Annotated in this window: 10 protein-coding genes; 9 read left to right on the top strand and 1 reads right to left on the bottom strand. The window is 34.9% G+C overall.

The features are described 5' to 3' along the window. Window positions 1-69 precede the first annotated feature (69 nt). The 4 genes from HMPREF9402_RS13885 to typA all read left to right on the top strand — a co-directional run bounded on the left by HMPREF9402_RS13885 (window position 70) and on the right by typA (window position 6,056). Window positions 70-648, top strand: coding sequence for a helix-hairpin-helix domain-containing protein (locus HMPREF9402_RS13885; RefSeq protein WP_009607735.1), 579 nt, complete (start codon window positions 70-72; stop codon window positions 646-648). Beyond that, window positions 617-2,848 (top strand): DNA internalization-related competence protein ComEC/Rec2, encoded by a 2,232-nt coding sequence (locus tag HMPREF9402_RS13880; protein WP_157753415.1) that lies wholly within the window; start codon window positions 617-619, stop codon window positions 2,846-2,848. Before HMPREF9402_RS13885 ends, HMPREF9402_RS13880 begins: the two co-directional genes overlap by 32 nt. A gap of 169 nt (window positions 2,849-3,017) precedes the next feature. Further along, the gene (holA, locus tag HMPREF9402_RS13875) at window positions 3,018-3,998 is read left to right on the top strand and encodes a DNA polymerase III subunit delta (protein ID WP_006783183.1); all 981 of its coding nucleotides are present in this window, start codon (window positions 3,018-3,020) and stop codon (window positions 3,996-3,998) included. A gap of 231 nt (window positions 3,999-4,229) precedes the next feature. Further along, window positions 4,230-6,056 carry a translational GTPase TypA gene (gene typA, locus HMPREF9402_RS13870; RefSeq protein WP_006783182.1) on the top strand — a complete coding sequence of 609 codons (1,827 nt, stop codon included), beginning with the start codon at window positions 4,230-4,232 and terminating at the stop codon, window positions 6,054-6,056. 118 nt (window positions 6,057-6,174) lie between these two features. Here the strand turns inward: typA and HMPREF9402_RS13865 are convergent, their stop codons facing one another. Continuing rightward, window positions 6,175-7,743, bottom strand: coding sequence for a PASTA domain-containing protein (locus HMPREF9402_RS13865; RefSeq protein ID WP_006783181.1), 1,569 nt, complete (start codon window positions 7,741-7,743; stop codon window positions 6,175-6,177). A gap of 362 nt (window positions 7,744-8,105) precedes the next feature. Between HMPREF9402_RS13865 and HMPREF9402_RS13860 the strand changes: the two genes are divergently transcribed. Genes HMPREF9402_RS13860 through HMPREF9402_RS13840 form a run of 5 tightly spaced genes read left to right on the top strand, consistent with a single transcriptional unit; the run spans window position 8,106 to window position 12,389 of the window. Beyond that, window positions 8,106-8,648 carry a helix-turn-helix domain-containing protein gene (locus HMPREF9402_RS13860; RefSeq protein ID WP_006783180.1) on the top strand — a complete coding sequence of 181 codons (543 nt, stop codon included), beginning with the start codon at window positions 8,106-8,108 and terminating at the stop codon, window positions 8,646-8,648. Window positions 8,649-8,669: 21 nt separating this feature from the next. Next, window positions 8,670-9,713, top strand: coding sequence for a spermidine/putrescine ABC transporter ATP-binding protein (gene potA / locus HMPREF9402_RS13855; protein ID WP_006783179.1), 1,044 nt, complete (start codon window positions 8,670-8,672; stop codon window positions 9,711-9,713). 3 nt (window positions 9,714-9,716) lie between these two features. Further along, entirely contained in the window at window positions 9,717-10,562 is an 846-nt protein-coding gene (locus HMPREF9402_RS13850; protein ID WP_009607739.1) for an ABC transporter permease, read from the top strand. Beyond that, window positions 10,556-11,335 (top strand): ABC transporter permease, encoded by a 780-nt coding sequence (locus tag HMPREF9402_RS13845; RefSeq protein ID WP_009607736.1) that lies wholly within the window; start codon window positions 10,556-10,558, stop codon window positions 11,333-11,335. The genes HMPREF9402_RS13850 and HMPREF9402_RS13845 overlap by 7 nt, the downstream gene beginning before the upstream one ends. A 7-nt stretch (window positions 11,336-11,342) precedes the next feature. Beyond that, a complete protein-coding gene (locus HMPREF9402_RS13840; RefSeq protein ID WP_009607738.1) occupies window positions 11,343-12,389 on the top strand; it encodes an ABC transporter substrate-binding protein in 1,047 nt (348 codons plus the stop codon). Window positions 12,390-12,398 lie beyond the last annotated feature (9 nt).

Genomic DNA, 12,398 nt, shown 5'->3' with positions numbered 1-12,398 from the left:
ATTATAGAACCTTTATTTTTTAAAAGGAAAACACCTTTTTTTTGCGTATAGAAAAATGAGGTGAAAACGATGAAAAAGCAACTTGTTTATTTATTCGTGAGTGGAATTGTTATGTCACTCATCTTTATGAGTGCCAAACCTAAGAATACGTCGGTTCCTATTGTAATCGAATCACAATCAAGCATAGAGGAGATTACAAAATCTGAATTAGAAGAAGTTTCAAGCCTTTATTATATAATTGATGTAAAGGGAGAAGTTTATTGTCCTGGTGTTTATGAGGTAGAGGCTAACTCAAGAATTCATGAGGTCATTTTGCTTGCGGGAGGACTGACTGAACAAGCGGATCAGAATGCTATCAATTTAGCGGGAAAAATAAAGGATGAAATGGTGATTTATGTTCCTCATGTAGAGGAGGTCGTAAATTTCCAGTGGTCTTTTGAATCATCGTCAGAATCTAAAAAAATATCCATTAATCAAGCCAATGAGGATGAACTCAAAAATTTACCAGGTATCGGAAAGACCAAAGCAGCTGCTATTATTCAATATCGAATGGATTATGGTCCGTTTCAAAGCATTGAGGAATTAAAAAATGTTACAGGAATTGGAGAAAAGACTTTTGAAAGCCTGGAAGACTTTATCGAACTTTAAGTTAAGACAGCATATGATTTACTTGGTTTTTGCTATTTTAATCGGAGTCTTGATGAATGGTGGGGCCTGGTATCTGATTTTTATTTTTCTTGTCTATCTTCGCCGATTTCCTAAGACATACTGGATTTATTTCCTTATTTTTTTGATTAGTTTTAGCTATTACCATACATTAGAACATCAAACAAAACTTCATACCAATGCCTCGTTAGAGCCATCAGAAGCGTTGGTCGTAAAAATCAAAAAGCAGAGTCGTGAGAAACAAACGGCTATTCTAGAAATAGGGAGTGAAAGAATTTATTGGACAACTTCTTCTGTTGAGCCGAAGTTAATGCCAGGAGATATTGTATTAGTAAACGGTGAGTTAAATGTTCCAATGGCAGCAACGGTTCCCAATGGATTTGATTTTAAGCAATATTTGTCTCATCAAAAGGTTTATTTGACCTTATATACGAATGAATTTGAATTAATCGGGCATCAGTTTACAATTAGGCAGTGGCAATATGAATTAGCTCAGCAAATAGAAATGAACTTTCCACCACTGACAGGTGCCTACATGAAAGCTTGGTTGCTTGGAATGACAGATGATTTAGAAGAAGAGATTCAAACCCTGTATTCTGAGCTTGGGATTATTCATTTGTTTGCGATTAGTGGATTACACGTCGGCTTATTAAGTTTTCTTTTACGGTTTGTTTTAAAGCGATTAGGGGTGATTGAGGAGTTAAGTCAACTCATTGTGATTGTCGCTTTAGTTTTATTTATGGTCATCAGTGGAGGAAGTCCTTCAATTGTTCGGGCGAGTGGGATGAGTATCTTATTGATGATTAATAAGCGTCTAAGATTGAATCTCTCGTCATTAGATGTTTTTTCAATTCTCTTTCTTGTCAATGTATGCTTAAATCCACGACAAATTTATCAACTTGGATTTATTTATTCGTATTGGATGACGTTTATTTTAATTTGTTTTCAACCTACTTTTCAAAAATTAGGTACTAAAAGTTTATTTTTCTTTTTGCCGTTTATTGCTCAATGTGCTTCAGCTCCAATTCAATTATACTTTTATGATGAAATAAATGTGTTGAGTTATCTTGTTAATTTATGGGTGATTCCACTTGTGAGCCTATGTCTTTTACCGCTTTTAATCCTCACGATTCTCATACCGTTTATTGCACCCTTAACGAACCATCTTCTCATGTTATTTGAAAGTGTCATTGTAGGGAGTGCCAGTTTATTCACGTGGAACTGGATTGTAGGCGAGTTTTCTTTAAATTTATTACTAGGATTGTTGCTGCTTTTTTTGGGGAATGGATATGTGTTTGAGAAAAAGCGTTGTTTTTCAAACTATGCCATTAGCATAATCCTGGTTATTTTTCTATTGGAATCCCATCGATTTTTTGTCAGTGAAAGTCAGTTCACGATGCTTGATGTGGGTCAAGGCGACAGTGTTATCATTCAATCGTCCTACAGGCGATGTAGTGTGGTGGTTGACACGGGTGGTACCTATCAGTTTACGGGGAAGCCTAAACCCATTTTTTCAACCACGCTAGAGCCCTTTTTAAAGGGAGAGGGGATTCGAACGATTGATTATTTGATTTTGACACATGGTGATTTCGATCATGTGGGAGAGGCCGTTTCGCTACTTCAAACTTTTGAGGTGAAAGAAGTGTTAACAAATGGGCAACCTTTAAATGAATTGATGAAAGAAATTGAAGAGGTAGCAAAGGAAGTAGGAACGATTTTTCGGCAGGTCAAACAAGAAGAAGTGTTAACGTGTGGGAATCAAATTCTCACGTTCTTACAATCAAATCAGATCAAATCAGATGAGAATGCTGCGTCATTGGTGTTTACATTAGAGATGGATGGATTTAGCGCACTATTGACTGGAGATATGGGGGTGAGTGAGGAGGCTGAGATTTTGAGTCGGTATCAGTTAAACCAATTAACAGTATACAAAGCAGCCCATCATGGTTCGAAAACTTCAAATTCAAATTCATTTTTGAGAAGATTAAGTCCCATGATTACCCTTGTATCATCAGGACGAAAAAATCGTTATGGTCATCCAAGTGTAGAGTTAATCGAAAATTTGAAACAACTCGAAATTCCACTCTTGAATACACAATACGATGGAAGTATTCAATTTAAAATTAGAAGGGATAGGCTATCGATTCAATCTTTTCCACCTTATGTTTATAATGTTCAATAATTAAAAAATTAGACAATTCTCTAAATAAAGTCACAACGAAAAAGTATAGTACCAAATTGAATCTCACAATAAAAAAAACAAAAAAGTCACACCAAAAGAAAATACGGACGATAAGTGTTTGGTTGTGACAGAGCCCTTAGTGTGATAAAATAGGGACTGAGGTGTTTTTATGGCCATTTATACGATCCTTGGTGAACAATCTGTTCTTTGTGAAAAGAAAATTAATGAAATTTTAGAGCAACATCAAATTGAATCGTTTGATGTCATCTCTTATGATATGAAAGAAGCAACGATTCAGGAAGCGTTGTTTGATTTACAAACAGTTGCTTTTTTAAGTAATCGAAAAGCCATTTTAGTGAAGAATCCTTTATTTTTAACTGGAAAAGATTCAAAAGGCGAATTAAATCATGATTTAGAAAAGTTTATGGCGTTTTTAGAGCATCCGATTAGTGATAATATTTTAATTATTTATGCCCCTTATGATAAATTAGATGAACGTAAAAAAGTGGTGAAGTTATTAAAGAAGCAGTCGGAGTTTTTTACCTTTGAAACTTACTCAGAAACCACGCTCATCCAATGGGCCCAAAAAAAATTAAAAGAAGAAGGCATTGAATTTGATCCTCGTGCAGTCGAGTTATTAGTGAAGTTCACGCATGCTAAGCTTGATTTAATGTATCAAGAACTAGATAAAATCTTTTTATATTTTTTAGATGATGCGACCTCTAAATATTTATCTGTTGACTTAATTCATCTGCTAGTTCCAAGACAGTTAGAGGATAACATATTCTTACTAACAGATGCTTTGATGCAACAAAAAGTAAAAGATGCTTATCTTATTTACCAGGACTTACTCACGCAAAATGAGGAACCCTTTAAAATTTTAATTATGATCGCGAATCAATTCCGCTTAATGTCACAGGTTATTCAGCTAAGTCGTCAAGGATACCGTGAAGCAGAAGTGGCTAAAACATTAAATGTACATCCCTATCGTGTTAAATTAATTCACGGACAATCTCATCGTTTTGAGTTAGACTTAATTCAAAGTTATTTATACCAATTAGCTCAAATTGATTATAAGATTAAAACAGGTCTTTTAAAAAAGGAATTAGCACTTGAAATGTTTATTCTCAATTTAAAATCACGATATTAGCAAGACTTTTCATAAGTTTTGCTTTTTTTTGCCATAAATAACAAAGGATATTGTTCGTCAAGCCGTCCAAACTATAAGAGATTTCGACAAAACAACTTTATTTATGTCTCTTTTGAAAGTGCTTTTGAAAAATTTTCATAAAATGATATCATTTTTCGATACATTATTCCTTTTTTGTTGTATAATAATCGAGTATGAATTTTTTAATCTAGCCAGATAGAGGTGCAAAGCATGAATATTAAAAATATTGCCATTATTGCCCACGTTGATCATGGTAAAACGACTTTAGTCGATCAATTACTTCGCCAAGCGGGAACATTCCGTGAAAATGAAGCAGTTGCTGATCGCGTGATGGATTCAAATGATATCGAACGTGAACGTGGAATTACGATTTTAGCGAAAAATACTGCGATTGATTATAAAGATTATCGTATTAACATTTTAGATACACCAGGACATGCTGACTTTGCAGGGGAAGTTGAGCGTATCATGAACATGGTAGATGGTGTTTTATTAGTTGTTGATGCTTACGAAGGAACAATGCCTCAAACTCGTTTCGTCTTAAAGAAAGCATTAGAACAAAAATTAACACCAATCGTTGTGGTTAATAAAATTGACCGTCCTGCTGCTCGTCCAGAGGAAGTAGTCGATGAAGTGTTAGAATTATTCATTGAATTAGGGGCAGATGATGATCAATTAGAATTCCCAGTTGTTTACTGTTCAGCTTTAAACGGAACAGCAAGCTTAAGTTCAGATCCTGCGGATCAAGAAGAAAACATGGAATCTATTTTTGAATCTATTTTAGAAAACATTCCAGATCCAGGAATGGATCCAAACGGTACACTTCAATTCCAACCTGCTTTATTAGACTATAATGAATATGTAGGGCGTATTGGGGTAGGACGTGTTGTACGCGGAACGATTAATGTGAACCAAATGGTTTCAATTTGTCGTTTAGATGGAACAACTCAACAATTCCGTATCACAAAATTATTCGGATTCTTAGGATTAAAACGTATCGAAATTGAATCAGCAGAAGCTGGAGATATTGTAGCCATTGCTGGATTACCTGATATCAACGTAGGTGAGACGGTTTGTGAAATCGGTCATGAAGAAGCATTACCAATTTTACATATTGATGAACCAACGTTAAAAATGACATTCTCAACGAACTCATCTCCATTCTCAGGACAAGAAGGAAAACACGTCACAGCTTCTAAAATTGATGAGCGTTTATATAAAGAAATTCAACGTGATGTTTCATTATTAGTTGAACGTGTTGGAACGAAAGAAGAGTGGGTTGTTTCAGGTCGTGGAGAACTTCACTTATCAATCTTACTTGAAAATATGCGTCGTGAAGGATTCGAACTTGAAGTTTCAAAACCAGAAGTTATCATCCGTGAAATCGATGGCGTCTTATGCGAACCATATGAATATGTTCAAATTGAGTCACCTGAAGAGCATGTCGGAAGTGTGATTGAAGCCATGGGATACCGTAAAGGTCAATTACAAAATATGATTCATAATGAAAATGGACAAGTTCGTTTAATTTATGATGTACCATCACGTGCTTTAATTGGATTCATGACAGAATTCTTAACTTTAACAAAAGGTTACGGAATCATTAACCATACTTTCTCTGAATACCGTCCGATGGAAAAAGGTTCAGTCGGAGAACGTAAAAATGGGGCTTTAGTTTCAATGGAAAACGGAAAAGCAACAAACTACGGTTTAATGGGACTTGAAGATCGCGGAATCATGTTTATCGAACCAGGAGCTGCCGTATATGAAGGGATGATCGTGGGAGAAAACAACAAAGATTTAGATTTAGCCGTAAACGTAACGCGTGCAAAACAATTAACAAACTGTCGTTCAGCTGGTAAAGATAATACAGTGGTATTAAAGAAACCACGCTTAATTACACTCGAATACGCCTTAGAATATATTAACGAAGATGAATTAGTTGAGATTACCCCAACATCAGTTCGTCTACGTAAAAAAATCTTAGATACAAATGAGCGTAAAAAATACGACAAACGTAAACGTAATGCTGAGTAATGTTTCATTAAAAAAACGTCTAAGTGGCACTTTGCTACTGAGACGTTTTTTTATTTTTAGGGAAAACCATTTTTATTTAAATTTAAAAGACCCGAAAAAAATTCGGGTCTTTTAGGAGTTAAGGACGTGGACCTTTAGAAATAATGACGTTCATAATATCACCTTCACTTGCATTGTATCCTGCTTGACGATCCTGACTTGCAATGGTTCCATCAGGAGCATTTGAATAGTCATAAGTAAAGACACACGTTAATCCGCTATACTCGCAAGTTTGACGAGCATCATATTCAGATAATCCTGTTAAGGCAGGAACTGTTAAATGACCGCCAAGGTTAACAACGATTTGAATATTAGCACCTGTTTCAACACGGCGATCATAAAGAGATTGCGCAATAATTTTATTTTTCTCAGCTGAGTCAACATATTGATAGGTAATCGATGGCGTAATATTAGCACCTTTTAAATTTTGCTCATCTACCCATTCCATAAATGAAATTTCCGTATCTCCGATGAAATTTTTTACGCCTACTTTACCAAGTGATATTGTAATTGTGACTAAATCGCCTTTTTTAATCACTTCACCAGAAGAAATACTCGATTCGATAATCGTATTAGCTGCCACCGAGTTATGGTATTTTTCAGTCAACATTAAGTTTACTGTATTTGCAGTCGCCCAAGCCTTGATTTCTTCAATCGTCATTGAATTTAGACTTGGCACTGTAATACCAGGTCCCGTTGAAACTTCAACCGTTAGTGTTTCAGTTTTTGGATTAAATTCAATTTCTGGTTCAATGCTTTGAGTGATGATTTGGTTTTCTGGCACCGTATCATGCGCCACTTTCTCGTATACGACGGTTACGTTGTTTTTTTGAGCCCATGCTTTGACATCATCTTCTGTTTTAGTTTTTAAATCAATCATGCTCATCATAAAAGGTGAACCTGTTGAAACATAAAACGTTACTTTTGTCTTACGTTTAATTTCGGTTAGGTCTTTATCTAAATCCGATTTAATAAAGTGATTTTTTTCAATGGTTTCATCTGCTAAATTTTTAATGGTCGCATTCATTAAATTATTTTCATCAATCCAGTTCATTAATTCGTCGGTTGTCCATGTTTCATCAAAATCTGGAAGTGTCACGATGACTTCAGGATCGATTCCAAGAGACATCACCAACGTCATCTCGCCCCCTTTTTTTACTTTCTTACCGGGTGCGATATTTTGTGAAATAAGTGTTCCTTTTTCAAACTCGTGATTATATTCTTCGACATATAACATCGTCATGTTATTTTTGGTTCCCCATGTCGCAATTTGCGAAGGCGTATAGGCTGAGAAATCAGGAACCTCTACCTTATTCCCAAAGATAAGATAGAAAATAACAGATAAAACGGCAACGGCACCTGTTATTAAGGCAATGATTTGATTTCTTTTTTTATTAGGATTAATAAAACGTTCATATTTTTCATCTGTTTTAATTGAAACACCGGGTCCTTTTGGTGAATTTACTTCAACTTTTTCTGGTTCTGATTTGACCGTTTGACGTAAATCTACTTCAATTTTGGGTGTTGGTGTTGATTTGACGGGTTGTTGCGTAAATGCTTTTTCATAAGGTTTTGATTCAAGAGGTGTTTCTTTTGGTAATTCATTGTTTAAAAATTGATTAAAAAAATCATTATTTTTCTGACTCATACTTTCCTCCTATAACACGTTACCTACCTAAATTAGTTAATTTTCTCCTTAAAATGTTTAAATATCCTTTAATTAGAATACAATCATTATACTCTGTTTAAAAATACCATGTCAATTTGTTAAAGCTTGAACTTTCTTAAGATTTATTAACATTTTAATTAATTCGTTTATTAAACAATTTAATTTCGGAGACACTAAGTAAAGTGGCACACATTTAGGCAAATATCGATAAAACTGTGAAAATAAGTATATTTTTATCTAGTTAAGATATTGACAAACTATTGATTAATTATATAATAGAATAGGTTTATTATTAGTAAACAAATAGTTTATTTATTTAGTCGAAAAGTTGAGGTGTTGCCATGATAATCGGAGAAAAAATTAGGCGTTTACGAATGGAACTTCAGTTAACACAAGAAGAATTAGCTGATCGTACCGAATTAACAAAAGGATATATCTCACAGGTAGAACGTGATTTAGCTTCACCATCGATCGCAACCCTTGTTGATATATTAGAGGCACTAGGAACAACTCTTGGTGAGTTTTTTGCTGAAGAAAAAAATGATCAGAAAGTTGTTTTTCAACGTGAAGATGTATTTATAAAAGAAGAGTTAGATTATAATATGACCATTCGCTGGATTATTCCAAATGCTCAAAAGAATGAAATGGAGCCGATCATTGTGGATTTAGAACCAGGTGGAATGTCATATGATGATGAGCCTCACCATGGTGAGGAATTTGGTTATGTGTTAAAAGGAGAAGTTGAGCTTGTCCTGGGAACTAAACGATATAAAGTGAAAAAAGGCGAGAGTTTTTATTATAAAGCAGATGTTGACCACAAGTTAAAGAACAGTTCAAAAGCACCTGCATCTGTACTTTGGGTCGCGACGCCACCAACTTTCTAGTTATTTTGAGGAGGATCTGGTATGACAAAAGTGCCATTAGTTGAGATTAAAAATTTAACAAAAGAATACGATGGGGACATTATTTTAAAAGGAATCGATTTAACGATTCATCAAAATGAATTTGTTACCTTATTAGGACCATCTGGTTGCGGTAAAACAACCCTTCTTCGTATTATTGGTGGATTTGATACACCGACATCGGGTGAGGTAAAGTTTGATGGAAAAGACCTTATTCAAATTCCATCTTATAAACGTGAAATTAATACAGTTTTCCAAAAATATGCGTTATTTCCGCACTTAAACGTGTTCGATAACATCGCATTTGGATTAAGAATGAAAAAAGTGCCAGAGTCTGAAGTTAAAGAACGTGTAAACCGTATGTTGAAAATGGTTAAACTTTTTGATTATGCTAATCGTCGTATCGATTCATTATCTGGAGGACAACAACAACGTATTGCGATTGCTCGTGCCTTAGTTAATCGTCCAAAAGTTCTTTTACTTGATGAACCATTAGGAGCGCTTGACTTAAAATTACGACAAGACATGCAATATGAATTAAAAGAAATCCAACGTGAAATGGGAATTACGTTTATTTTTGTTACTCATGATCAAGAAGAAGCCTTAACGATGTCGGATACCATTGTTGTCTTAAATGATGGATTAATTCAACAAATTGGAACACCAGTTGATATTTACAATGAGCCACGTAATCGTTTTGTTGCAAACTTCATTGGAGAAAGTAACATTGTCCGCGGAGTGATGCTTGAAGATTACAAAGTTGAATTTGAAAATCATGTTTTTGAATGTGTCGATCGAGGATACAATGCAAATGAAGTAGTTGATATCGTCATTCGTCCTGAGGATTTACAAATTGTTTCAAAAGATAAGGGAGCCTTTACAGGAGTTGTAGATACGGTCATCTTCAAAGGGGTTCATTATGAAATTATTGTGATGGTCGAGGGGCGCGAATATATTGTACATAGTACACAAAGTGCAGAAGTCGGGGCAGAAGTTGGGATGACAGTTGCTCCAGCTGATATTCATGTCATGGAAGTTGGGGTATAGCTCATGCATGAATCAACAAAACGTTTAAGTTATCCTTATATTGTGTGGATTTCAATCATGATCATCATCCCAATGATTTTGATTTTCTTATATAGTATCATTGATCCAAGTGATGGAAATCCAATGGCCTTCAGATTTACGCTTGAAAATTATGTTAAATTCTTTAATCCAATCTATATTGCAACTCTTTGGCGTTCGTTATGGATCGCCTTTGTTTCGACATTATTATGTTTTATGTTTGGGTATCCACTAGCTTGGATTATTGCTCAATTATCTCCCAAACGACAATCTTCTATTTTACTATTATTTATTATGCCAATGTGGATTAACATGTTATTACGTACGTATGCATGGATCTCAATTCTTGGAAAAAATGGTATTTTGAATAATATTTTAGATTTCTTCGGAATTGCGCCCGTGGACATTATGTATTCTGATTTTTCAATTATGTTAGGGATGGTTTATAACTTCTTGCCGTTTATGGTGTTACCAATTCATACGGCTATCTCTAAAGTAGATAAGAACTTGATTGATGCGGCCCGTGATTTAGGAGCTAATAGCAAACAAGTCTTTACCCGTGTCGTATTTCCGTTAACATTACCAGGGATTATTACAGGAATTATCATGGTCTTCTTACCGGCTGTGAGTACGTTCGTCATTCCACAGTTACTTGGTGGTGGACAATTTATGATGATTGGGAACTTAATTGAAAAACAATTCTTATTAACAGGTAATTGGTACTTTGGATCAGCTTTATCCATGATTCTGATGCTCTTTATCTTACTTTCAATCTGGTTGATGAAAAAATTCGATTCAGATGGACAAGCAGGAGGTGCCTTACCATGGTAAATAAGTGGTTATCAAGATGTTACTTAGCTTTAATGTTCCTTTTCTTATATGCACCGATTGGCGTTCTTATTTTATTCTCGTTTAACGAATCAAAATCGAGCGGAAAGTGGACTGGATTTTCACTTCAATGGTATCAAGAGTTGTTCCAAGATAGCAAAATGCAAACAGCCGTCTTATATACCGTGGTTGTGGCCGTTATTGCCACAGCTATTTCGGTTGTCGTTGGAACCTTTACCTCGATTGGAATTTATAAACTAACAAAGAAAACGAAAGCCTTTGTTTTAAATATTAACTATTTGCCAGTTATTAGTCCAGATATCGTGATTGCGGTTGCCTTAATGATGCTCTTTAAAACCGTTAAATTAAACTTTGGATTTACGACCATGCTACTTGCTCATATCATGTTCTGTATTCCTTACGTTGTTTTATCTGTTTTACCTCGTCTTTATGCGATGAATCCGAATATGGCTGAAGCGGCAATGGATTTAGGTGCTACACCGATGCAAGCGATTCGTAAAGTCGTTATTCCAGAGATTATGCCAGGAATTATGGCAGGAGCCTTAATGGCCTTTACGATGTCGATTGATGACTTTGTGATTAGTTACTTTACAGCTGGAAATGGTGTGACAAACTTATCCATTGAAGTTTATTCAATGGCAAAACGAGGAATTCGTCCGACTGTTAATGCTTTAGCGACTATTATGGTAAGTTTTGTATTAATTTCAGTTTTAATTTCAAATAATCTTTCAATTAGAAAGAAAAAGGAGTTGTAGGAATCTCATGAAAAATTGGTTGAAGCTTTTGGGTCTTTCCCTTGTTGCCATGTTAGCGGCTTGTTCGAGTGGTGATACACAAAAACTTTATGTTTACAACGTGGGAGAATATATTGATCCTGAGGTATTAGATATTTTTGAATCTGAATTTAATTGTAAAGTGTATTATGAATTATATGATTCAAATGAAACGATGTATCAAAAGATTAAAGCGGGGGGAACAAACTATGACGTAGCCTTCCCATCGGATTATATGGTAGAAAAAATGATCAAAGAAAATCTTGTTCTACCACTTGATTACAGCAAAATTCCAAATTTTGAATATATTTCAGACGCGTATAAAAATTTACCTTATGATCCTGATAATTTGTATACAGTTCCTTATTTCTGGGGAACCGTTGGAATTTTATATGATAAAACCGTTGTTAAAGAACCTGTCGATTCTTGGTCAATTTTGTGGGATGAAGATTATAAAGGGAATATCTTTATGTATGATAGTCAACGTGACTCATTAATGGTCGCTTTAAAATTACTCGGTTATTCAATGAACAGTCAAGATTTAGATCAGTTAGAAGAAGCCAAACAATTATTAATTGACCAACGTCCGTTAGTGTATGCCTATGTAACTGACCAAGTCATCGATAATATGATTGCAGGAAATGCAGCATTAGCGGTTGTCTATTCAGGTGATGCGACCTATATCATGGATGAAAATGAAAACATGGAATATGTGATTCCAAAAGAAGGATCAAATACGTGGGTAGATTCAATGGTTATCCCTTCAACTGCTCAAAATGTAGATTTAGCGCATGAGTTTATTAATTTTATGCAACGTCCAGAGATTGCCTTAATGAATACAGAGTATGTCATGTATTCTACACCTAATACTGAAACATTAGAGATGGTTTCAGAAGAGGAGTGGACACAAAATGATGCATACAGTCCCTCACAAGATTTATTAGACTTCTTACCGATGGAAACCTTTAGAGATCCAGGGGAGTTTGTTAGAGAGTATGATGATATTTGGACACAAGTTTTAGCAGCTTCAAAATAAAAAAAAGNA

Origin of the sequence: Turicibacter sp. HGF1 (assembly GCF_000191865.1) — a bacterium.
GTDB lineage: Bacteria > Bacillota_I > Bacilli_A > MOL361 > Turicibacteraceae > Turicibacter > Turicibacter sanguinis.
Note: the sequence above shows the minus strand (reverse complement) of the source record. Positions and strands in the feature narration are given on the sequence as shown.